General features: G+C 39.1%; 25 protein-coding genes and 2 pseudogenes. 22 read left to right on the plus strand and 5 right to left on the minus strand.

The window, feature by feature from the left end; translation table 11 throughout:
• Positions 1 to 40 precede the first annotated feature (40 nt).
• From RG963_RS07725 to RG963_RS07760, 8 genes are all read left to right on the plus strand, one after another.
• Positions 41 to 505, plus strand: coding sequence for a pirin-like C-terminal cupin domain-containing protein (locus tag RG963_RS07725; RefSeq protein ID WP_310575689.1), 465 nt, complete (start codon positions 41 to 43; stop codon positions 503 to 505).
• Positions 506 to 1038: 533 nt separating this feature from the next.
• Positions 1039 to 1434: a hypothetical protein gene (locus RG963_RS07730; protein ID WP_310575690.1), complete on the plus strand. Its 396-nt coding sequence runs from the start codon at positions 1039 to 1041 to the stop codon at positions 1432 to 1434.
• A 17-nt stretch (positions 1435 to 1451) separates the two neighbouring features.
• Positions 1452 to 1658, plus strand: a complete 207-nt coding sequence (locus tag RG963_RS07735) for a helix-turn-helix transcriptional regulator (protein WP_310575691.1) — start codon at positions 1452 to 1454, stop codon at positions 1656 to 1658.
• Between the two features lie 289 nt (positions 1659 to 1947).
• Entirely contained in the window at positions 1948 to 2661 is a 714-nt protein-coding gene (locus RG963_RS07740; protein WP_310575692.1) for an ABC transporter ATP-binding protein, read from the plus strand.
• A gap of 136 nt (positions 2662 to 2797) precedes the next feature.
• Positions 2798 to 4141 (plus strand): COG1361 S-layer family protein, encoded by a 1344-nt coding sequence (locus RG963_RS07745; RefSeq protein ID WP_310575693.1) that lies wholly within the window; start codon positions 2798 to 2800, stop codon positions 4139 to 4141.
• 24 nt (positions 4142 to 4165) lie between these two features.
• Positions 4166 to 5548 (plus strand): ABC transporter permease, encoded by a 1383-nt coding sequence (locus RG963_RS07750; RefSeq protein ID WP_310575694.1) that lies wholly within the window; start codon positions 4166 to 4168, stop codon positions 5546 to 5548.
• Between the two features lie 11 nt (positions 5549 to 5559).
• The gene (locus tag RG963_RS07755; protein ID WP_310575695.1) at positions 5560 to 5727 is read left to right on the plus strand and encodes a hypothetical protein; all 168 of its coding nucleotides are present in this window, start codon (positions 5560 to 5562) and stop codon (positions 5725 to 5727) included.
• A 63-nt stretch (positions 5728 to 5790) separates the two neighbouring features.
• Positions 5791 to 6540, plus strand: coding sequence for an endonuclease III domain-containing protein (locus RG963_RS07760; RefSeq protein ID WP_310575696.1), 750 nt, complete (start codon positions 5791 to 5793; stop codon positions 6538 to 6540).
• Between the two features lie 261 nt (positions 6541 to 6801).
• Here RG963_RS07760 and RG963_RS07765 read toward each other — a convergent pair whose 3' ends face one another.
• Together RG963_RS07765 and RG963_RS07770 are read right to left on the minus strand one after the other, a co-directional pair.
• Positions 6802 to 7014, minus strand: coding sequence for a hypothetical protein (locus RG963_RS07765; protein ID WP_310575697.1), 213 nt, complete (start codon positions 7012 to 7014; stop codon positions 6802 to 6804).
• Positions 7015 to 8039: 1025 nt separating this feature from the next.
• A pseudogene (locus tag RG963_RS07770) lies at positions 8040 to 8390 on the minus strand (DUF2173 family protein).
• Positions 8391 to 8816: 426 nt separating this feature from the next.
• On the opposite strand from RG963_RS07770, the gene RG963_RS07775 reads away from it, so the two are divergent.
• From RG963_RS07775 to RG963_RS07795, 5 genes and pseudogenes are all read left to right on the plus strand, one after another.
• Positions 8817 to 9020 (plus strand): hypothetical protein, encoded by a 204-nt coding sequence (locus RG963_RS07775; RefSeq protein WP_310575698.1) that lies wholly within the window; start codon positions 8817 to 8819, stop codon positions 9018 to 9020.
• 190 nt (positions 9021 to 9210) lie between these two features.
• Positions 9211 to 10044 (plus strand): molybdate ABC transporter substrate-binding protein, encoded by an 834-nt coding sequence (gene modA, locus RG963_RS07780; protein ID WP_310575699.1) that lies wholly within the window; start codon positions 9211 to 9213, stop codon positions 10042 to 10044.
• Positions 10045 to 10055: 11 nt separating this feature from the next.
• Positions 10056 to 10739 (plus strand): molybdate ABC transporter permease subunit, encoded by a 684-nt coding sequence (gene modB, locus RG963_RS07785; protein ID WP_310575700.1) that lies wholly within the window; start codon positions 10056 to 10058, stop codon positions 10737 to 10739.
• 101 nt (positions 10740 to 10840) lie between these two features.
• Positions 10841 to 11193 (plus strand): annotated as a pseudogene (locus RG963_RS07790) (ATP-binding cassette domain-containing protein); the annotation flags it as partial.
• Between the two features lie 114 nt (positions 11194 to 11307).
• Positions 11308 to 11742 (plus strand): hypothetical protein, encoded by a 435-nt coding sequence (locus tag RG963_RS07795; RefSeq protein WP_396654696.1) that lies wholly within the window; start codon positions 11308 to 11310, stop codon positions 11740 to 11742.
• Positions 11743 to 11842: 100 nt separating this feature from the next.
• Here RG963_RS07795 and RG963_RS07800 read toward each other — a convergent pair whose 3' ends face one another.
• Complete coding sequence (locus RG963_RS07800) at positions 11843 to 12094, minus strand: MscL family protein (RefSeq protein ID WP_310575702.1); 252 nt, start codon at positions 12092 to 12094, stop codon at positions 11843 to 11845.
• Positions 12095 to 12754: 660 nt separating this feature from the next.
• Here RG963_RS07800 and RG963_RS07805 point away from each other — a divergent pair.
• A complete protein-coding gene (locus tag RG963_RS07805; protein WP_310575703.1) occupies positions 12755 to 13054 on the plus strand; it encodes a carboxymuconolactone decarboxylase family protein in 300 nt (99 codons plus the stop codon).
• Positions 13055 to 13351: 297 nt separating this feature from the next.
• On the opposite strand, the gene RG963_RS07810 is transcribed toward RG963_RS07805, so the two are convergent.
• On the minus strand, positions 13352 to 13639 hold the full coding sequence (locus RG963_RS07810; RefSeq protein WP_310575704.1) for a DUF1330 domain-containing protein: 288 nt from the start codon (positions 13637 to 13639) through the stop codon (positions 13352 to 13354).
• 194 nt (positions 13640 to 13833) lie between these two features.
• On the opposite strand from RG963_RS07810, the gene RG963_RS07815 reads away from it, so the two are divergent.
• From RG963_RS07815 to RG963_RS07840, 6 genes are all read left to right on the plus strand, one after another.
• Positions 13834 to 14412: a TetR/AcrR family transcriptional regulator gene (locus RG963_RS07815; RefSeq protein ID WP_310575705.1), complete on the plus strand. Its 579-nt coding sequence runs from the start codon at positions 13834 to 13836 to the stop codon at positions 14410 to 14412.
• A gap of 145 nt (positions 14413 to 14557) precedes the next feature.
• The gene (locus tag RG963_RS07820; RefSeq protein ID WP_310575706.1) at positions 14558 to 15760 is read left to right on the plus strand and encodes an aldo/keto reductase; all 1203 of its coding nucleotides are present in this window, start codon (positions 14558 to 14560) and stop codon (positions 15758 to 15760) included.
• 64 nt (positions 15761 to 15824) lie between these two features.
• A complete protein-coding gene (locus tag RG963_RS07825; protein WP_310575707.1) occupies positions 15825 to 16640 on the plus strand; it encodes a nitroreductase family protein in 816 nt (271 codons plus the stop codon).
• A 212-nt stretch (positions 16641 to 16852) separates the two neighbouring features.
• Positions 16853 to 18046: an aldo/keto reductase gene (locus RG963_RS07830; RefSeq protein WP_310575708.1), complete on the plus strand. Its 1194-nt coding sequence runs from the start codon at positions 16853 to 16855 to the stop codon at positions 18044 to 18046.
• Positions 18047 to 19003: 957 nt separating this feature from the next.
• The gene (locus tag RG963_RS07835) at positions 19004 to 19600 is read left to right on the plus strand and encodes a restriction endonuclease subunit S (RefSeq protein ID WP_310575709.1); all 597 of its coding nucleotides are present in this window, start codon (positions 19004 to 19006) and stop codon (positions 19598 to 19600) included.
• Positions 19601 to 19624: 24 nt separating this feature from the next.
• Complete coding sequence (locus RG963_RS07840) at positions 19625 to 21115, plus strand: N-6 DNA methylase (RefSeq protein ID WP_310575710.1); 1491 nt, start codon at positions 19625 to 19627, stop codon at positions 21113 to 21115.
• Positions 21116 to 21588: 473 nt separating this feature from the next.
• Here RG963_RS07840 and RG963_RS07845 read toward each other — a convergent pair whose 3' ends face one another.
• Positions 21589 to 22158, minus strand: a complete 570-nt coding sequence (locus RG963_RS07845) for a flavin reductase family protein (protein ID WP_310575711.1) — start codon at positions 22156 to 22158, stop codon at positions 21589 to 21591.
• A 490-nt stretch (positions 22159 to 22648) separates the two neighbouring features.
• Between RG963_RS07845 and RG963_RS07850 the strand changes: the two genes are divergently transcribed.
• Together RG963_RS07850 and RG963_RS07855 are read left to right on the plus strand one after the other, a co-directional pair.
• Positions 22649 to 22975: a hypothetical protein gene (locus tag RG963_RS07850; RefSeq protein WP_310575727.1), complete on the plus strand. Its 327-nt coding sequence runs from the start codon at positions 22649 to 22651 to the stop codon at positions 22973 to 22975.
• Positions 22976 to 23003: 28 nt separating this feature from the next.
• Positions 23004 to 23513 carry an Ig-like domain-containing protein gene (locus RG963_RS07855; protein WP_310575712.1) on the plus strand — a complete coding sequence of 170 codons (510 nt, stop codon included), beginning with the start codon at positions 23004 to 23006 and terminating at the stop codon, positions 23511 to 23513.
• Positions 23514 to 23543 lie beyond the last annotated feature (30 nt).

Raw genomic sequence — 23543 nt, forward strand, 5'->3', positions numbered from 1 at the left:
TATAGAAAAAGGCCTGAAGGTGAGGATTATTTGCGGGGATGTGAACGGCATCGAGGGGTCCGTAAGAGAAATTGTGACCGACTCCGAATACATTGATGTAACAGTGCCTGCAGAGGAGAAGTTTTCACATATAACAATTCCTGGTCACACTGTCTTTGCATACGTAATAGAGGGAAAAGGGTATTTCGAAGAAGGAAGAGAGCTCTGTGCTTTTGAGGCCGAAGGAAGAAGGTACATTGATCCTTCAGAAAATTGCGCAATAGAACCTGGAAACGTGATTCTGTACACAGATGGAGATTTTATAGAGGTAATTGCCGGAGAAAAAGGCGTAAAGTTTCTTATTATATCTGGAAAGCCTATCGGAGAGCCTGTTGCCTGGTATGGGCCGATTGTCATGAACACGCAAGAAGAATTGAAAACAGCTTTTGAGGAATATAGAAAAAATACATTTGGAGCTGATCCCAAAACTTCAAATCATGTTACTAAATCTCAAATTTGGAAATAATCAATCGAGCTTCTGATTCGAAAAATGGTTCTGAAACTCTTATTGATGTGAAAATAAAACTGGTTTTGGGATGGGCTCTTGTTAAATACCTGTGATGCAAAAAATTAACACTGTAGACCCGGAAATCTGCCGCTGAAAAAGATATTCACCTGAATATAAAGAAAAGTATTTTATAGTCCGGGATTGGAGATTTAATAACTCGGTAATTATTCCGGGCTTTGATTTCAGCTCTCTTATTTTTCCTCTATTTTACCTCCAGAGTACCATAAGCTGCAGAGGATTTCTGTTTTTTACAACCTATTTGTTTTGCTTTGATAACATTATGTCAGTGATTTCTAACTGAAAGTTCCTTTCCGGGCAGAGTTCTTAAATATTAATATATGTTATCTATATCTAACTAAATGTTAAAAATATCAAATAATATGTTGTAAATAATGAACAAATCTTTGCTAATCTCCGAAATATGTTAATATCCAAAATCTTTGCTAATGTCCGGAATATTCCTTAATATCTGGCAGAAACAAACTCAAGAGATGGAAAATATGGAAAGAAAATACATGTACAAACTTGTCCTCGGAATAGCCATCATGGCTGCCGGCATGTTGTCGGCTGCTTTTCTTGATATTGATATGCGGATCCCGATTGTTTTAATCAACACGGGCCTGATTATCTTCATTGCGACAGCTTTCAGGCTCTTCAGGCATGGAAACCTTCCTGACAGGGATGAGAGGACAAAAAAGCTGGCAGCGTACGGGATTACATATTCCTGGCTGCTGACTCTCGTTGTTATTGCTGTCCTTTCCTGGGTTCAGTGCTTCGGGCTGGCAGAACTTACTGCAGAAGGAGTTCTTGGCATACTTCTTTTCTTTATGATTATTTCTGCAAATGTTTTCAGGTGGTACTTCATGCAAAAGGGTGATGTCGAGTAAGGCTTGGAGGGCAAATTGTGAAAACAAGGATCAAGGAGTTTCGAGCGAGACACGATCTTACTCAGGAAGCTCTTGCAAATATGGTAGGGGTCAGAAGAGAAACCATCGTTTTTCTTGAAAAAGGAAAATATAACCCCTCTCTCAAGCTTGCATACAGGGTATCCAGGTACCTGGATACTACAATCGATGAGTTGTTCATTTTTGAAGATTCAGATCTCGAATGAATACTCAATTCCTGTACAAAGGAAAATGAATGCATATTCAGCCCAGGCAACGCAACATTAATAGCCATATTTTTGAAAATCCAATGGGCACACTTCTTTAAGTTAATTTGATTTAAATGTTCTCCAATAATCATGTTTTTTTTAGTTAGTTAATAATCACACTATTGAGTACATTAAAAATCAGTATCATTAAACTGATTGTGAGTAGGCTGAATAGAGTTACAAATGAAATTAAATAAACTTTTTAACTATTACTCATATTTCATTAGGTAGTCATTCAGGAGAGAACATGGAAAATACACTGATCGCCTTTCGGAATGTCTGGAAAACTTATCAAATGGGCGAAGTTCAGGTCAATGCTCTGAAAGATGTAACTGTAAAACTCGGGAGAAATGAATTTGCGGCTATAATTGGCCCTTCCGGAAGCGGAAAGTCGACAATGATGAACCTTGTTGGTTGTCTTGATATCCCTTCAAAAGGTGAAATTTTCCTGAAAGGCCGAAACATAGCCCTCCTTGAGGAATCGGACCTTGCAGCTCTTAGAGGTCGGACTATAGGGTTCGTTTTCCAGCAGTACAACCTGATCCCGGGAATGACGGCTCTCGAAAATGTGCTTTTGCCTCTGGAAATCCAGGAAATTGACGATCATACTGCGGAAAAAAGAGCAAAGGAACTGCTGACCCTTGTAGGGCTTTCCGATAAAATGCAGAATAAACCTTCTCAGCTCTCGGGAGGCCAGCAGCAAAGAGTCTCGATCGCAAGATCTCTTGCCTGCGATCCCGAAATCATCCTGGCAGATGAGCCTACTGGAGCACTTGATAGCGTCACCGGCAAAGAAGTGATTGGAATTCTCTACAGACTCTGGAAGGAAAAAGAAAAAACAGTAGTTATGGTCACTCACGACCTGCACCTCGCAGGGTATGCCAGCCGACATATTCAGCTAAAGGACGGGGAAATGGTTAGGGATGAGCCGAACAAAGAACAAATCGATCCTGAAGCCTGACCATGAGTATATGGATCAAATTTCAGAAAAAATGCGGAAAAATACGGATCAATCATTGGGATGCATTTCAGAATGAAAGTATCCGGACAGAAAATAAGGCAAAAATTTTGGGATTAAGAAACAGAGGAATCTAAAAATGGACCTGAAACAATTTACCGGTTTTATTTGCTTGATACTGCTAAGCCTTTCATTATGCTGCGACTCCACCATGGCCACAAGCACTCTTGATACAGAGCTTGATAAAGGGGTAAATATTAGCCTTCTCAACCAGGATCCTGATCCTGTAAAGCCTGGGGATGTCCTTGAAATCAGTCTCTCGATCGAAAACACGGGTTATAAAGATATTGAGAATTGTTTTATAGAAGTCCAGCCCGAATATCCTTTCAGAACTCTTACCGGAGAAAAACTTGTAGAAAACATAGGCACTCTCGGAAAACGCTCTGAAGATGACCGAAGAAAGGTCGTTAAGCTCAAGCTAGGAATTGAAAATGACGTTAATGAAGGTAAATATCCCCTTAAGGTACGCCTTTACACGACAGGTAATGAAGATGAAGCTTCGATCATTCGAGAACTCACGATAGATATAGACAGCGAATCAAATGCTGAAATTGAATATATCAGCGTAGAAAAATTGATACCTGGAGAGAAAACCAATCTTATTTTTGGCATAAAAAATGTGGGTAATTCCCCTCTCAAAAATGCAATGTTTTCCTGGGAATGCGCAAACGATGTAATCCTGCCTGTCGGCTCCAGCAATGTTAAGCACATTAACCTTATCGGTATTGGAGACACTGAAAACGTCAGCTTCGAAGTTTTGACCAACGTGAATACAAAACCAGGCCTGTACAAACTGAACATGGTTCTTACCTATGACGATATTGAGGAACTCCAGACAATTACGGAAGCGGGCACTGTCGAAAATCAAAAGCGAAAGGAAATCAAAAGCAAGGCAGGAATCTATATTGGAGGTACCACGGATTTTGATGTTGCCTTCATGGAAATAAGTCCTGCTGGAGCTTACACTTTTTCGATTTCGAACATCGGAAACAACGGGGCAAATTCGGTCAAGGTTTCTGTTCCGGCACAGGCAAACTGGACAGTGACGGACGGCAGCAACTCGGTTATTCTTGGCAACCTGCAAAAAGGAGACTATGCGGTTGCGGAATTTAGCCTGAAACCCAAAAATAATGGCCAGGATCTGCCTATAAAGTTTGAAATCAGCTATACTTCCAGCGACGGGATGAGACAGGTACAGGAAAAAATAATGCCCCTGTATGCTTCACCTTCTGCAACTGAAGCAGGTTCGAAACTGCCTGAAGAAGATAATGGATCAAGCGTATTCCCATCTATTATAATTGTGTTTCTTTTAGGAGCTGTAGGTTTTCTTCTTTATAAACAGCATCAGAAAAAGATGAAAGAACGAAATGCTGAAAAAGGACCCTATGAAGAGCAAATAGAAGAAAGGAAAACAGACGAGTAAATCCAAAACCGGGTCTGTGGTTCCATGAAATCGAAAAAAATTTTGAAAATTGCCTTTAACATGGTTAAAGCCAATAAACTGAGGAGCTGGCTGACAATCATAGGGGTGATCATAGGTATCGCCTCGGTAATGGCAATCGTCACAACAGGAGAGTATTTTCAGGAGCAGGTAACCGAAACTCTGGAGGGGCTTGGAGGCGACACTATTACAATAGTGGCCTCGATTCCATTTCAAGTAAATGAGGACGGAGAAATGGTGAAAGATACAGAAGTTAGTTCAGAGGTAGCTGCAGAGACTGAGGAGGTAGCCCCAGAAACTGAAGAGGTTACTGAAGAGACTGAAGAGGTATCTGAAACCAATAATTCTGATTCCATAGAGCCTGAGTCCGTAACAGAGGCAGAGCTAACAAAAACGGATGTGTTCACTCTTCTGAGCATTCCAGATGTCGAGTATATTAATGTTAATGTTGAAGGCGGAGCAGAATTGACATTCGGAAGTGAGACAACTTCTGTCGGGGTCAAAGGTGTGGACCCTAATTTCTGGCCCAAGCTCACAAATAAGAAGGTAGAACAGGGGAGGATGTTAAAATCCGGAGACAAATCAGTTGTAATAATATCAAAAGAACTTTCGAATGATACCTTTGAGCAAGAAATCCGGCTCAACCAGATGATTCTCCTCAATGGCAGATCTTACAGGGTAATCGGAATCCTTGAAAAAGATGAAGGGCTTCTTGGGGGCCTGAAAGGACTTTTCGGGAGCAGCATCTATATGCCTTACAAGGATGTATATTCCCTTTCGTATAGTGATGAGGATATGCCTGAAAGGGAACGGGAAATCTACGACAGCATAGAAATAAAACTCGATGAAGGGTCGGATTATGATGCAGCCCTTAAAGAAATCGAGCGCAAATTAAGGCGCTCGAGAAGAGTTACCGAAGATACCCAGGACTTCTATATAAATTCTCCAAAAAAAACGATTGAGAGCACCGGAAAGCTGATTAACGGCCTTACAGCATTCCTAGCGTTTATTGCAGGGATTTCCCTACTTGTAGGTTCTACAGGGATTGCGAATACAATGTTTACGTCTGTCCTTGAAAAAACTAAAGAAATAGGGATTATGAAAGCCATCGGAGCAAAGAATAAAGATATCATGCTCATCTTTCTCTGCAACGCAGCAATGATCAGTCTTGTGGGTGGAATTATAGGAATTCTCCTTGGGACAGCTGCAGTCCAGGTGATTCTCTTGCTAATTTCAATTCAGATGAAAGTTCCCTTTGAATTTGCTCTCAGCCTGAAAGGCACAGTGACTGCAACCCTGGTTTCTATAATTGTGGGACTGATTGCAGGTCTCGTGCCTGCAAAGAATGCTGCTGAACTGAAACCTGTGGACGCATTGAGGTATGAATGAACAGTTAAGGTATGGAGGAACAGTTAAAAAGGCAGGAAATATTTTTAACTGCAAATCCTATCAGGTTAAAAGGATATCTCAGGAAGTATACAGGGACAGGGAATAGAGGTAATTACAAATCAAGAAATAAATTTTTATATTTTTTTAATTCAGAAATATTGAGGGAAATTCAAAAATAAAAACACATAAAAAGTACTGGAATAGAAGAGTTTTAAACTATTTCTTGAATATGATATGTTAAAATGAAAAAGAGTGCTCAAAACCTCAGTTCCGAAAAAAAAACGGTCAAGCCTGTTATCAGGAAGATCTACGACTGTCTCTTTGCCACTTACGGCCCACAGGGCTGGTGGCCTCTAACCGAACTTCATGAAGCCAGAGGGACGAATCCTGCAAAAACGGGGTCTACCCTGGGATATCATCCTGCCGACTATACCTACCCGCAGACCAGGAACCAGCAGTTTGAGATTATCTGCGGAGCCCTGCTTACCCAGAATACGAGCTGGATGCAGGTTGAAAAGGCTCTTCTTAACCTGAAACGTCTAAATGCTCTTTCCCCTGAAGCTGTAATCTCCCTTAACTCTGAAACCCTTAAAGAAGCTATCAAACCCGCAGGATATTATAACCAGAAAACGATGCGCTTGAAAGCCCTTGCCTGTTGGTTTCTCGAACTTGGAGGCAGAACACCAACTCGGGAAGAACTTCTCTCTTTAAAAGGCGTAGGCTCGGAAACTGCAGATTCGATCCTGCTGTATGCCTTCAGACAACATTCATTTGTCGTTGATAGCTATACGAGAAGAATAGTAACAAACCTGGGCCTTAATGATAAAAAAGCAAATTACAGTGAAATTAAAGCCTTATTTGAAGAAAATTTGCCCAACGATCTGGCAGTGTATCAGGAGTTCCATGCCCTGCTTGTGGAACATGCCAAAAGATATTATCAGAAAAAAAGCAGCTATGCAAAATGCCCGCTTCTGGATATTGTTCAGAATTAAAAGGTTTTAGGGAAAAAGAATTTAGCTACTTGCGAAATTTAGAGTGAATTTACGCTGTATGTAAATTATCGCCGTATATATTTCTTTATCCTATTTGAACACCTGGCTCAATGGCCAAATACTTAACTAAGTGACTGAACATTCGGCTAAATACTTAAATACTTAGTCTAATCCATTATTTCTCAGTTAGTCCTTTATGTTGTCATACGGTGGTTTGTGATTTCCATTTCTTCAATTTCTACTCGAAAGGTAGCAAGCTTCTTACAAGAGCTTTATTTCGCACCAGTCTGAGAGTTCCGCATCAAGAACCCCTTCATGGACCATCTTCTCGATCTCGTTTTCAATCTGTCCGTAAGTGAACTGATAGTCGTACGAGATTGCGGAAATGACATCCGGACTATGGCAGAATCTGTTCGGGAACGCTTCATTGAACATTGCTACGTTTTCGAGAATTAAATTCCTTAGTTTTTCCATTTTTTATCACCTCTTTCTAACTTGTATTTAGTTTTCTATTACTTATGGTCGATTGCTTTCCTTATCGACATACTATAGTTGTCTTCCAGACATATATAGATTTTCCTTATACCCTATATAGTCAGATTATTTGAGGACGTTATAATATTAATATATATTTACTACTGACAGACTGCGATCTCACAACTGTGGTTTTTGATAGGTAATGATAATTATGATAAAATAAAAACCAATATAATATACTATAAATAGTAATATAAAACAAAGATAAAGGCATGGAATGGGAAAAGGGAGACAGACAAGAGCTGCAGTATTAATTTATCTCTATTGATAACCAGAAATAATAATTGGCTTGAAAGCTGATCATCAGGTTTCTATTCATTCGATTTTTTTAAAGGACGACTGCAGTCTGCTGGTGTGAACAGGGGTTAGAAAGCTAAAACTAAGCCAACAGCATCTGCAAGGGAAACAAAAGAGAAAACCGAGAGCCTGGTAATATAATTAGAGAAAAGGGTTATTCAGGAACAAGCGAAATTAATAAGGAATCAAGCGAAATTAACAAGGAATCGATTTACTGCGAAAGCATTTAAGAGTCTTCAAAAGTGATCCATAAGGCCTGGTCCAATTTTATGTAATTTAGTTCTGTACTCAGTTAAGTTACTACTTATTTAAGTCATTACTCAGTTAAGTTACCTTAGTCAAGTTACTACTTATTTAAGTCATTACTCAGTTAAGTTACCTTAGTCAAGTTACTACTTATTTAAGTTATATATCTTCTTTGTACGTCTTCTTCATACATCAGGGACTGACCCTATGGACCAATTATTAACTATGTAAGTAATGGTATAAAAAAAAGACGATGGAAATTTATTTTTTAGCGGTACTGCTGTTTCATGACATGTAACATGGGCACAATTTTTCATGGCTGTAAGTTTTTTCCGTGGTTGTAAAGTCTAGAGTGAATTAAGTTTATTTATGTTCGAAACTTTAGCTAACCGAGGATGGTCAGCCAGGCTTATTAAGCGTTAACACATTCCCAATGCCTTAAGAAGCTGCTTTAAATCCGCCTTGGAGCTTTCGACGAAAACGCCCATTGTTCCCGAGATCATAATGGTCCAATCGCCGCCACTGTACATCCAGTTATGCTAAGGTAGCCAGTTCATCTTATAAAGCTGTTTGTAAGCACTTGCCAGAGTATCAAGTATCATGTTCACGGTTCCGCAGAACTTGGCGGTCATCTCAGCCATCTCTTTTGGCATTCCGTCCTTGGATTTATAATCCACAAGTTTTCCCTCAGGGCTGAAAATCCCGGCTGCCATTACCTCTTCAAACTTCAAAAGCTCATCTAACGATAGATTGCATTTCTTTCTGTTCATACACTAACCCCCATAATTCAGTATCTATTGTGAGCTACTCGCTAAATCTAAAGATTTAACGGGCTTTATGCTTCCTTCATCGAACTGCTGTCCACAGGTCTGCAGGCGCTTCTAGTGTCGCGTCAACAGCAAAATATCGTATAAAATCGATTGCTACTATTCAGAATCGTTGAATCTTTGATAATTGACACGATACTAGGTGTTAATGAATAAAATTAGTTCAGCGAAATAGTGTTTCCTTTGGGCCTTTTGCATAAAGGAATGAAAAGTGATTGGTATAATATTATACAAAAATATCAAATTAAAAAAAGAAAATTAAAACTTAAAAATTAAACATTTTCTATTACTGAAAATTTGCTTAAAATCTTTCCTTCATGAAAAAATATCGGAAAGGGAAAATAGGTTCTTTTGAATATAGGAAAAATAATGGGAATGTTTGTCATTATTACAGTCAGTGCAACCATTTTGGCAAGCCATACTATTGCAATCTCGTACTCAGAATCTTTCCTTAAAGGATTTGATTCCCCTGTCACTGCCTATTCGTCAACAACCAGGCCTTTGCCTTCAATAATTCGGTCATCGGCAGGAATACGAAGCCTTGAAGATATTACAAGGATCTTTCAGAAATAACTGATTTCCTTAAAATCACGGTATAAAGCGCTATTTATTTAAAAATAATAAATCCAGGCTACGAAGCCCTTTTTGAGACTGAAACCGGAAATCTTCTTATACTATTAAAGTAAAGAAAGAAAACCGTTATGTCTTGTCAAACATAACACCCTGTTCATAATGTGATATTACTATAGTTAAGAGGAGGTAAATGATGAGAAAAGAATTGCTTATTTTGTTAATATTGTTCAGTGTATTCCTTGCAATAGGATGCACTGGCGATAAAGGTGAAGCTCCAAATGCAACTGAGACTCCAGTTACAGCAGTAACTCCAACTACAGCAGTGCCTGAAGTTATAACCGTTTCTGCAGCTGCCAGCCTTACTGAAGCTTTCACGGACATTGCTTCCAGGTTTGAAAAGGAAAATCTTGGAACTGACGTGAACCTGAACTTTGGAGGCTCAGGGAACCTGCGTATGCAAATAGAAGGAGGAGCTCCTGTCGATGTTTTTGCTTCGGCTGACGAAGGTCAGATGAACACACTTGGCAATGAAACCTTTATCGAGAACAGTTCGCGAAAAGACTTTGCTCGCAACTCACTCGTGATTATTGTACCTGAAGCCAGTACCCTTAATATAACTAGCATAAAAGACCTTGTAGATCCTAATATTCAGAAAATCAGCATTGGAAACCCGGATACAGTCCCAGTGGGCAACTATTCGCGCACTACACTGACGGAAGCGGGCTTGTGGAGTCAGCTTGAAAATAAACTGGTACTTGCCGAGGACGTAAAACAGGTCCTTGTATATGTGGAGAGAGAAGAAGTGGATGCAGGTTTTGTATATACGACCGATGCAAAGACTGCACAACCAGGAACTGTAAAAATTGTTGCCAGTGTGCCTGTTAGTATTCCGGTAAATTATCCGATAGCTGTAGTTTCCTCGTCTGAGCACAAAGAAGAGGCCCAGAAGTTCCTTGATTTCGTAACCGGAGAAGAAGGGCAGACAATACTGAAAAAGTATGGATTCACAGTCATATCCAAGTAATATAATTAGACATGATCTCTATGCTGGACCAGATATGGTTTCCTTTATCTATAACGCTCTGGATAGCCTCCATATCATCCCTCCTCGTACTGTGCAGCGGCGTAGTCATAGCTTATATATTTGCAAGGCGTGATTTCCGGGGAAAAGAGCTTGCAGAACTGCTACTAACACTTCCTCTAGTCCTTCCACCTACTGTAATTGGCTATCTTCTGGTCATATTGGTAGGGAAAAACGGGTTTATTGGACACTTGATGTTCGATGTTCTGGGGACCGGAATCATGTTTACCTGGCAGGCAGCAGTTATTGCGGCTTATACGGTTTCCCTTCCTCTCATGGTAAGAACCGCAAAAGCAGCCATCGAGATCGTGGATAAGGAACTTGAATATGCAGCATACATTCTTGGAAGAAGTGAGCTTGAAACCGCTCTGATAATAACATTGCCTCTTGCAAAAAGGGGCATACTGGCAGGATTGGTGCTCAGTTTTGCAAGGGCTGTCGGAGAATTCGGAGCAACCCTTATGCTTGCAGGAAATATCCCGGGAAAAACGAACACAATGTCGATTTCAATATACAGCGCTTTTCAAGCAGGTAACAACGAACTTGCCAATATAATGGTTTTAGTTTTGATCCTTATGTCCCTGCTGTCCATTGCTCTGACCGGGAAAATTGCCAGCAGAGGAAAGTTCGAGGTATAAGCTTGGGTGTCAAGGTCGACATTAGAAAATGTTATCATGAAGCTGAAAGTGGTAGAAAAAGAAAAAACAGGAAAGCTTTTACTCTGGACGTTAGCTTCGAAATGGAAAACGAACTTGTTGTACTTTTCGGGCCGTCAGGATCCGGAAAAACCACATTGTTCAAATGCATTTCAGGAATCACGGAGCCTGATGACGGAAAAATAACGGTGGACAGTAAAATTTTCTACGACAAAGACAAAAAAGTTAATCTGCCGATCCAGAAGCGCAATCTGGGCTATGTTTTCCAGAACTATACCCTGTTTCCCCATATGAATGTGAAAAAGAACATAGAATGCGGTCTTAAAGGTTGGGAAAAAGAAACCAGAGAGAAAAGGGTTCTGGAAGTGCTGAACCTTCTTCGCATCGAGGAACTGGAAACACGTTACCCCTTCAGCTTTCAGGCGGGCAAAAGCAGAGAGTTGCTCTGGCAAGGGCTCTTGCCCCCGGACCAGAGCTCCTGCTGCTTGACGAGCTCTTTTCTGCACTTGACCGGGAAATAAGAACCGAATTTGCGGAAAAAATAAAAAGCTTGCAAAAAAAACTCGAAATACCTTTGCTGTTCATTACCCATAACCTTGAAGAAGCTTTTCTGCTGGCTGACAGGATTCTTGTCTTACACAAGGGAAAGGTCCAGCAGCTAGGGACTCTGGAAGACATTTTTTATAACCCTAAAAACCGGAAGGTAGCCGAGCTAATTGGCCTGTTAAATATTTTTGACGACGCCAGGGTAGAAGGATATGATAAAGCATCCAGAAGTACAGTTTTAAAAAGCGTAGACCTGCGAATTAGAGTAAACTCCCTTAACATCAATAAAGGAACAAAGAAAAAAATAACAGTTAAACTTGCCAGACACAATAAAATCCTAACCGCAGAAGTGCCTTCACAATTTGCTGACGTCCTGCAGTTGAATACAGGTGATTTATGTCTGGTCAAAATGGAAATAAGTAAAGTGGTGACATTCTGAATAAAGGGCTTAATTCAGAAATCCTACTTGCTTGACTCCAGCCTTTTCTTCTTTAAATATATTGTCTTTTGATGCGACCAGCCAATTGTGTTTCAGCTGCTCACCTTTTCTCTACCTTTTCTTCTTTGAGAACCTTTTTTGCGATGATAAAGACCACGAATGCGATAATAATGAAATTTATCAGTTCTCCCAGGAAGGCACCCCAGCTTATAACTATAGGTCCCAGATCAACTGTTGCGGTCCTCCAGGCTCCACCGGGAATAAAAGGCGTAATTATTGGCATGATGACGTTATCCACAAATGACTTTATAAGAGCCGTGGATGCAATACCTATAATAAAGGCAATTGCCAAGCGGAATTACCTTATATTCATAAAGAAAGTCTTTAAATTCACTTGTAAGCCTCATTATTCCTCCCAATTATTTGGTATATCTAAATTGTTAATATAAGTTCTTAATAAAATGAGAAACACTAATCAGAAACGCAGGTCAAAGTACTAGCAGGAGAAATTGATCAGCTAAAGTAAATCAGCAAAATTTCTGGAAGAAAATATCTCATTTTGTATCTCATTCAGAGGCTGTTCTCCCTATTTCCAAGTATTTTAGCAATTGTAACTCAATATTTACGCCGAAATCCGGCATTCGGAATATTTATGCACAATTCGACAAACTAAAATTATATCAATAATATTATATATTAGTAACTAATATTAGTATTTAGGGCATCTGATAAACACTTTTCTTGTACACCCAAACCAGTTTTTAGACCCCCTAAAATTCCAAACCATCTCAAATATCAGATGCCAATTCCCCCAAGCTTTCGTATCTATATAATTTTCTTAGTTGGTTTTTAGTCTTTTCTTGTTATTTTTCCCTTATTTTCCCACCTTATTTTCCCACCTTTTTCGACTGCTTAGGGAATGCTTTAAAATTGATTGGTAGTATAATAATTAACAAACAGAATAGAAATAAGATCAAAATTTTTAGGAATAATACGAAACGGAGAGGATATATTGGCAGAGAACCCGTTACAGGTTATTATGGATCAGGACCCTGAATTATTTACCCTGCTTGAAAATACACGCGAGCTTGCGTTTGCAGAGGGAGGGATTCCTCTTAAGTACAAATTACTTATTGCAGTGGCTCTGGATGCAGCTAACGGTTCTGCAGATGGGGTAAAATTCCTTGCAATGCAGGCCATGCAGGCAGGGACAACAAAAGAAGAAGTGATGCAGGCAATAAGGATAACTCAATACATTTTCGGAGCTGGAAGCGTTTATACAGCCTCAGAAGCCCTTAAGGACGTTTTATAAAATCTATCAGAGGTGTCGGAGGCAGGATTTCGTCTGACTCCATCCTCTTTATTTCCGGAAATAAAGTAGAAAATTATTACGTTATTTTTCATTAAGGTATTTTACAGGTGTTATTTTACAGATAATGAGAGAATATATTATATACGGAACAGGGTGCCTGAAAACTTTTTTCTCAACACCCAAACTCATATCTACCTAGACTTGATCCCAAAACCAGATGCTCTATCTTTCTCTAAACTTTTTTTACTTGAAGCCCTGCTATCATTACCAAAACTGTAAAAATTAATTAGTAATAAATTATTTTGATAGCAAACATCCATTTACTATTATTGATTTTGTGATAGTGGAGTGCTCTCTGAAGGGTCCAATCTCCAGGTATTCCGCGGAATTGAAGCAATTTCTTAAATTTTCCACGGTATCAAACTCTATCAGAATTATTTTCTCTGGGTTCCAGTTCCCAAACATAGGAATCACTTCACCTCCCCTAGCCAGATACCTGCCTCCGTGCTTTTTTACGATTTCCGGAACTTTTTCGACATATTTGGCGTAAAGTTCATAGTTCAGAATTGTGATTTCAATTATCATATAAACAGGCATTTTTATCTTTCCTTACTGAGTTTTTGTTAGCCGGCTTTATAAGTTTCCTGTCATTTTCAAAAATAAGTTTTAAATATTTTTCTAATATTCACATAAACTTTAATACAAAACTTTCTGCTCTCAAAATAGTAAACTACTTATAACAAAGAGACTGACTGATCAGTCAATTATAGAGATGAATTATGAAAAAACAAGTTAAAGACAAGAGAACAGCCATAATGGAAACAGCCCTGAAGCTCTTCACTGAAAGGGGCTTTCAAGGTACCTCCACTGCGCAGATTTCAAAAGAAGCAGGCGTAGCCACAGGTACCTTTTTCAACTACTTCCCTACCAAGGAAGATCTCATAAATAGCCTTTATTTTGAGGTCAAAGGTAGATTAAGTAGCAGTATGGAAAAAGAAATCGAAAGCAAGAGTACCTTCCAGGAAAGAGTGAGAAGATTGTGGTCAAATTTTATCAATTGGGGTATAGACAATCAGGAGGAGTTCCTTTTTGTCGGACAATTCTGTTCATCTCCTTATATAACAAAGTATACGCGTGAGGAAGTGATGAAGGAATATATCTTCCTTCATAATCTTGTGAATGAAGGGATAAAAACAGGAGAAATCAAGGACTTTTCCCCGGAATTGACCATAGCGATGTTTTATCAGAGCAGCAGGGCTGTAGTTAACCTGATCCTTAATTCGAATTTATCGAAAGATAAAAATGAACTTATAGAGAACGGATTTCAAATTATCTGGAGAGGTCTGAGTGAAAATTAAGTTTTTACTCCATTTATGAGTGGTCAGTCGATTATATAGAGAAATATATAGAGAAATTAGTGAATCAATTTATCTCACAAATAAGCAATCCATCAAAAACTCAATCAAAAAAATAGAATATTTCAAAATCTCAGGAGGAGAACAGATGCTGTACAGAAAAATACTAAAGAACGGTGAGGAACTTTCAATACTGGGATTTGGGTGCATGCGCCTCCCCGAGAAAGAGGATGGCACAATAGATGAGGAAAGAGCTGCGCGGCAAGTGCGCTTTGCAATCGATCATGGCATAAATTACATAGACACTGCCTGGCCATATCACATGGGAGAAAGCGAGCCCTTCCTTGGCCGAGCCCTTACAGGTGGATACCGCGAAAAGGTTAAACTTGCTACAAAACTCCCCTCCTGGCTCGTAGAAAGCCGCGAAGATATGGATCGATTCCTGAATGCCCAATTAGAGAGACTTAACACTGACCATATCGATTATTATCTGATTCATGGTCTCGCAGGAGAAGTATGGGATAAACTTGAGCCTCTTGGTGTGACTGATTTCCTTAATAAAGCAAAAGCCGACGGACGTATTACCAATGCAGGTTTTTCTTTCCATGGATCAATTGAGGATTTTAAGCGGATTGTCGATACATATCCCTGGACTTTCTGCCAAATTCAGTATAATTTCATGGATGAGAAGCATCAGGCAGGAACTGAGGGACTTGGATACGCAGCTTCGAAAGGTCTCGGTATTATTATCATGGAACCTCTACTCGGAGGCAATTTAGCTAGCCCGGTACCTCCTGAAGTGGAAGAGATATGGAATGAAGCAGAAGTAAAACGAACGCCTGCAGAGTGGGCTTTTCGGTGGGTGTGGAGCCATCCCGAAGTCACAGTTGTGCTTTCAGGCATGAATGAGGAGTCCCAGGTTGAAGAGAACCTGAAAATAGCTGATGAAGCCTATCCTGATTCCCTGACCGAAGCGGAAGTACAGCTTGTTAGCAGAGTTGAGCAAAAATATCGTCAGCTCATGAAAATCGGTTGTACCGGCTGTCAGTACTGCATGCCCTGCCCTTCAGGCGTTAATATCCCTGAATGCTTTAGTATCTACAATAACCTTCACATGTTCGGTAACGCGGATGGGGCCAAATTTACATATGCAATCAGGATGAGCGGAGTATTTACAAATAGTGAGCCTGGAGGATTCGCTTCCCAGTGTATTGAATGTGGTCAATGTATGGAGAAATGCCCCCAAAGTCTGAAAATACCTGATCTGCTCAAAGCTGTGACAGAGGAACTGGAGGGGCCTGACCTGGAGCAAAGGATGGCTATGGCTAAACAACTTTTTAAGAAAAGCTAACTCAGAGAAAGCTATCTGATTACTAGGAGAATAATGTAAGCGGAGACTAAATTAGGTGACTTAAATGAGCCTTATTTCTTTTAATTTGGAAAAATGCACAGCCTGTGGAATCTGTTCCATGGTTTGCCCTATAAATGTTATTATACCAGATAAGGAAGGTTTTCCTTGCTTTCCAGCCGAGCATGAAGCCTTCTGTACATGCTGTGGACACTGTGAGGCTATCTGCCCCACAAATTCAATTACAGCAAATTACCAGGCATTTCCTCCTGAAGGAGATACATCTGATATTGGACAGATTAGGCCTGACATTCTCGCAAAATATGTCCAGAGCAGAAGGACAATAAGGGCTTTCAAGGACAAAACGATTGAGAAAGAGAAAATAGAAGCCATCTTTGAAGCAGTCCGTTTTGCTCCTTCCGGCATGAACGCACAGCCTGTTAAGTGGCTTGTAGTAACTGAGGCAGCAGATATCAAAAAATTTGCAAAGCTTACTATTGACTGGATGCGAATGATGGCAGAGAAAGGAGCAGACCATCCTCTGAAGCATTATTTCCCTGTCCTTGTTACTCTGGCTGATACAGGTCTTGATCCCATTTGCAGAAATGCTCCTGGCCTTGTATATGCTTACTCGGAAAACGCCTTCGGATATACAGATAGTATTATAGCTCTGACAACCTTTGACCTGGTGGCTCCTTCATTTGGCCTGGGTACCTGCTGGGCAGGACTTCTTCATAGAGCGGCAATGGAGTATCAGCCATTAAAAGAGGCTCTTGGAATTCCCGAAGGCTTTATATTGCAGTTTCCTATGATTTTTGGGTATCCAAAATATAAGTACAGGAAGATTCCGGGAAGAAAACAGGCAGATATTATCTGGAAATAATCTCATTTGTACGAATAAAGATCCATTTTTACATTGAACTCAGGTATTTTTTACCTGAAATCAATAACATTTTGGATCAACAAATCCTATTTTTACGTAATTAAAATGCTTTATTCCTTTAATAAAGTCATGATAACGTATAATTACGTTAATGGCGTCATTTTAAAGGCAAAGAAGAAAATGGAAAACAGAGGAATAAGGGAGGTAAGTGGATGCTTTACAGAAGGATTCCAAAGAACGGAGACGAACTTTCAATACTGGGATTTGGGTGCATGCGCCTTCCTCTCAAAGACGGGAAAATAGACGAGGAAAGAGCCACGCGCCAAGTGCGCTCCGCAATTGACCGCGGTGTAAACTACATAGATACAGCCTGGCCGTACCACATGGGAGAAAGTGAGCCTTTCCTTAGCCACGCCCTTGCTGACGGATACCGTGAAAAGGTCAGACTCGCAACAAAACTTCCCTCCTGGACTGTGAAAAGCCGCGAAGATATGGACCGGATCCTGAATACCCAGCTTGAAAGGCTCAGGACCGACCATATCGATTATTATCTGGTCCACGGGCTTGTGGGTACTTTGTGGGACAAAATGGAAAAACTAGATGTTGTGAGTTTTCTTGAAAACGCAAAGGCTGACGGCCGCATTATAAACGCAGGTTTCTCTTTTCACGGGTCAATTGACGATTTTAAACAGATTGTAGACGCTTACCCCTGGACTTTCTGCCAGATCCAGTACAATTTTCTTGATGAAAAAAACCAGGCAGGTACAGAGGGACTCGAATATGCCGCTTCAAAGGGCCTCGGCATCATTATCATGGAACCCCTGCGCGGAGGCAAGCTGACAAACCCCGTGCCCCCTGAAATTCAGGATATCTGGAGCGAAGCATCTGTAAAACGCACGCCAGCAGAATGGTCTCTTCGGTGGATCTGGAACCGCCCGGAAGTCACGGTCGTGCTTTCAGGCATGAACGAGGAGTCCCACATCGAAGAGAACCTGAAAATTGCAAATGAAGCCCACCCCAATTCCCTAACTGAAGTCGAATTGCAGCTTGTAAAGAAAGTGGAAAAAAAGTACAGGGAACTCATGAAAACAGGCTGCACAGGCTGCAGGTACTGCACGCCCTGTCCTTCAGGAGTGGATATTCCTGGCTGTTTTGAAATCTATGACAATTTTTACCTGTCAGGCAACGAAAAAGAAGCAAAACTTATGTATGCAGCAAAACCCGGAGGAATAATAAGAGGCGATGTTCCTGGCTACGCCTCCCAGTGCGTGCAATGCGAACAGTGCATTGAAAAATGCCCTCAGCACCTGGATATCCCTTCCCTGCTCGAAGCTGTTGCAGAGAAGTTTGAGGGAAACGATCATAAGGGGTGGAAAGTCCTGGCAAAAAAAGCGTTCGGAAAATAATAAAGGTCAAGGGGTATCTCATTAATTATTTTTCAGTGTGGTTATAGTTTCTTTGGATTGGCTTGCTCGTTTTTTTGGATTTGGTCAGTGATTTTTCCTTCAAATCCTGAACTATTTTTTGTCAGAAAGTATTATATACAATATCCACGTACCATATTATATTCTCTAGAGAACTACTAAATAAGAAGTAATTAACTAGCAATAAAATGTTCTGTACAATACCTACTTAATATGAAGTAATTTGAGAATATGTAGTTACTTAATATTTAATATACAACTACTTAATATTAAAAGTTAATCAATTAATTTAACAAAAATTATGGAGCAAAAAATGAGATTAAGTATAATCCTGTTTGAAAAATTAACCATCCTTATAGTTATTGGAATAATAATGCAAAATCATGATTTCATTTTGATTACAATGCAGATAATCAACATATTTGATATAGGTACATCGATGAGAATTAGTGATTCAACGACACTTATAGGATCTACCATCTGTCTATTGATTGAAATACTATTTGTAGAATTATTCAACTTTCCAAATTTAGTTCTTGCAAACACATTCACGAGTACGACTAGAACTTCAATATTTCTTTTCATATCAAAAACAGGTGAACAGACCCAAATTAACAACAAATCTGTACATGAAAAAAACAACAAGTAGAAAAGAAGTACATAGCGTCCGTCATGAGAATAAATAGCAAAAGTAGAAGAAAAGAGTGGGCGATTTTCCCACTCCAACTTCCTCAAGTAACGAGAAATAATAACTCAATTATTATAATACACATCGAATAATAATGTATTATACAACAGAATTCTACTACTAAAACTAGTGTCGCGTCAATCATCAAAGATTCAATGATTCTGAATAGTTGCAATCGATTTTATACGATATCTTTCAGTTGACGCTACACTAGCCTATTTTATTTGAAATTACAATCAAGGAGGTATATTTTGGAAGAAAAAATCAAAATGATTCCGTTGGAAAACTTAGTTAATAATTTGAAAACTGGACTTTCATTTTCTTATTACGCTAAGAAGGATGAAAGCACCGAAGGTGAGGAAGTCCCTTTCATAAACACAAAATCCATAAAGAGAGGAACTGTGGACTTCCAATCGTTAGACACTATAAAGGTTGAGGAAACTAAAATAAGAGGGAAAGAAAAGGTGTCTACAAATGATCTTTTGATTACAATTAGAGGTTCAACATTTAAAGCTGCTGTAGCTGGATCGAATATCAACGGTCTACTTTTTAGCTCAAACCTCATAGCCCTTGAACTAAATAAAGAAGTAGCTCCTGAAGTTATTGCAGCTTATTTAAATTCTCCAAGGGGACAAATAGAGCTAGAATCAAGATCTGGAGGATTAACAATTAAAGGACTAAGCACGAAGAAAATACTGGAAATTTCTGTCCCTGTACTCCCAAAAGAGATTCAACAAAGGTTTGCGAGCTATATTACATTTGCAAACGAACAAAACAATATTCTTAAGGAGATGATCTCATTAAGAGAGCAAACCACAGATGCAATTCTGGAAAATATGCTGGGATAATTGTACAGTAATTAGGTGATTAACGTGGAAAGAAATATAGATCAAGTAGTTTCTCAAATTTTTGAAATTCGATCAGTTTTTAAGGGAAAAATCTCTAATCAAAGCATCATTGACCTCACAACTTCACTTTTTTTCTTAAAGTGTATTTCAGATATATCTGAAGATAAGACTAAATTGATTTCTCAGACAACGGATGAAATAGAAATTAAATTACACCATGAAGAGTATACACTCATTATCCCTTCCTCTGCTCAATGGCATTCCTTAAAGAGAATAAGATACAATCTAGGAAGTGCACTCGATGAAGCCTGCAGAGAACTGGAGGAAAAGAATTCATATTTATATGGGGTGTTGTCATCAATAGATTTAAATTCTATAGTTATTGCAGCATCTAATGAAAAAGATCTTATATTCTCCTATATTATTCAAAAGCTTTCAGAGATTCCAAATCTAAAAAATTACTCAGATGATCCTGAATTTATAGGTAAAGTTTTTGTAGAACTCATAGAACAAACCAGCAAGGATCTGCCACAATGGGATACAAATTATGAAATTCCTGAAAGTGTATCAAATCTTATTTTTTCTCTTTTAAACCCAAAAGCAGGATCAAAATTCTGCGATCCGGTATGCAGATCAGGGAATACATTTATAGGATGTTTAAAATACCTAAAGCAAAGAGGAAAAGATCCTTCAGGTATTAAATTTTTTGGCCAAGAGAGCAATCTCCATCTATGGAGGCTCTGCAAGATGAATATGCTATTAAACGGATTTGCAGATGCAGAGATAAAGTTAGGAGATCTTATCAGGAATCCTCAATTACTTAGTAATAGCCACCTTATGCATTTTGATTTTATAGTATCATCTCCCAGTTTTGGAATCAAAAATTGGGGATATGAGGTTGCACATTACGATCTTTATAATAGGTTTCACTATGGAATTCCTCCCAAAAACAGAGGAGATTTTGCTTATCTGGAACATATGATCTCAACTCTTAATGAAGAAGGCAAATTGGGAGTAGTTATCCCCAATGGGATGCTCTTCCGCATGGGTAAAGAGGGCGAAATAAGGAAAAACATCATCAAACAAGGCATTATAGAAGCTGTAATAAGTCTCCCTCCAAAAATGTACCCTGGTACATCGGTTTCTACTTCTATATTGCTACTCAATAAAAATAAAGAAGAAAGACATAAAGATTCAATACTCTTTATTGGAGCAGAAAAAGACTATGAAAAAGGCAAACAGCAAAATTACCTCAAGGAGCAAAATATTGAAAAAGTTATAGAAGTTTTCAGAAACTATAAAGAAATCGAAAAATATTCCAGATATGTTTCCTTTTCAGAAATCGAAAAAAACGAATTTAGCTTGAATATTTCCTTATATATCAATGCTTCTATGGAAATAGAAGCAGTTGACCTTAGAGAAACTCTCCAGAAATTGAAAGAATTAGGAGAAATATCCACTAAACTAGATATTAAAATGGATGAATGTCTGAAGGAACTGGGATATAAGATATGAGCACGTTAATGATATGAATTTTTGAGCTAGTCATATTGGGTAATGGGCATGAGTTATTGAAAACCGTAAGCACAAGAATCTCTACATTTTCCTCAAATATAGGGGACTATACTTGCTTTTTCGGAATTGATCAATAGCTCACGGACACACCTCATATTGGGAGAATAATTAATATTATTGTGAATTTTTGCTGGGAATGGACTCACTATAGCAAAGACTCAAACTTTTCAACAATGAGTTCAGTAGCCTTTATCAGATGGCTCAAAAGTTACTTTATTGATAGGAGGAGAGGGTAAAAATTCAGTCAATTTCGTATTTCAGTGAAAAAATGGAACTGCTATTGTTTCTGAAAAATCTCTTGCCAGAAAATAGAACAAACCTGAGGAAGATGAGGCGTAGAAAGATTTGTGATTACAGGAAGTCTTCATTTCCTCAAGTAGAATTTGAACCCCATAATTTATTTTATTACCATTTCATTTATCATTTTTTCCAATTGAGAAAGCTTTTCCAAGATTACATCCGACGCCGTAATAGCTTCTATTCCCTGAGCTGTATATAACAGGTCTGATTTTCTCGATATCAGGGTTTTTGTTTTCATCGAGCACGGATTCTTCGGCCTTAATGTCCAGGATTTCTCCTACAAACAGAGTGTGAAGCCCTATCTCAAGAGTGTGAAGAAGTTTGCATTCAAGGACAAACGGAAACTCTTCTACATATGGGGCAGGCACAAGCTCACTTCTTACCGGAGTCAGGCAGGCTGCCTCAAACTTATCTTCATCTCTTCCGCTTGCGATACCTAAGTAATCGGCTTCTTTTACATAATCCTCTGAGGGGATATTTACGGTAAATGCCTTATTTTCCATAATACCGGCATAGCTGTAAGTCGCTTTTCTTAAGGATACGCTGATACATGGAGGGTTCGAACAGCAGATTCCGGCCCAGGCTACAGTCATGGCATTTGGCTTTCCATTCATGTCATAGGTGCCGACAACCCAGGTTGGAGTCGGGAATGCAAGTGTCTTTGCTCCGATTGATTGTTTCATGGTCTTAATCTTCTTTTCTATAATACAAAATGCTTTCGTGATCTATCATCCTGTATCTTTATTACAGGACATTTATCATGAGTTTCTTCAATCTGTGGAGTTTCTTCAGGTTGAGGTCCGGAACTCCCAGATCTGCAGTCGAATTTATCGCAATTTGGCATTCTTACTGTTTTTTAAGTATTTTTTCTCTGCCGAGCCTTATAACATTTTTTAATAAGAACTTATAACATTTTTCAATAAGGGTTGTTTCACCTTTCTCAATTAATCTCAGGTTTTTTCACAGGATAGCTGACAGTATCCAGAGACAGTTATCAGTTAAAAATTATTGAGTATTTTGTATAGTTGCCGTTATATAATATGTGAGCTATAGGATAAATACAGGAGTATTAAGTTAATTACTCTCAAGTTGTATTACTCTCCTTTCCGGAAGAAATGACGAAATAAGGGTTATCCGGCAGGGAAATCTTAAGGGGGTGCAAAATTGGTGAATATGAAGAGATATGGTAAGCTGTTACTAAGCGCATATTTAATGAAGAAAATTAAGGCAGGGGGCTCTCAAAAGAGCAAAGGGGCATTGCATAGATATGCGAAGCTGGCTCTTGGGGTGTATCTCCTTAATAAACTTAAGTCAGGAAAATCTCATACAGAAGTAGAAGTGGAACCAGAGGAAGAAATAAAATTAAGTGAAGCAAGTGAGGGGTCTTCAACTATGAAATTCGGAAAAATTATTCTCGGCGTGCTTGCAGGAGCTACAATCATGTACGCTTTTAAAAAACATGCTGCTAAAAAGGCTGGGCATAAACTCGAAGTGGAATGAAATTAAGGAGGATATAAAACTGCATAAAATGAATAAATGGTGTAAATTCCTGCTGGGCGCATTTGCAGGAGCTGCCATTATATATGCTGTTAAAAAACATATGTGCTGTTGCAGTAAGTGCCTCCCAGAAGTTTTAAAATCTTTTTCCGTTCCTTTCAAGCATGGACAGGCTCCTCCGAAGGTAAAGTCGATTTATCCTGACAGGCAGACCTTTGCTTTCAGGCATGACTCTCCTATCTGGATCGAATTCGATATGCCTATGAATAATGCAAGCATTACGAAAGAAACCGTAATAGTAAGAAGTTCCGCATCAACAGAGCCTGTGGAAGGATTACTGGATGCAGGGTCCAGAACGCTGATGTTCCGTCCTTATGGCGAATATCCTATGGATGAGTCAGGTGCTGAAATAACAATTACCTTACTTGGAAGCGAAACCGGATGCGGAGTAATAATAGATGAACAGGGGATTGCTCTGGATGGCGATAACGACGGAAAAGCTGGCGGAGACTTTGAATACACTTATAGAATTATAACGTGAAATTTCGGCCCTCCGAAATAAGCCCATTTT

This window comes from Methanosarcina baikalica (assembly GCF_031461075.1).
Lineage (GTDB): Archaea > Halobacteriota > Methanosarcinia > Methanosarcinales > Methanosarcinaceae > Methanosarcina > Methanosarcina baikalica.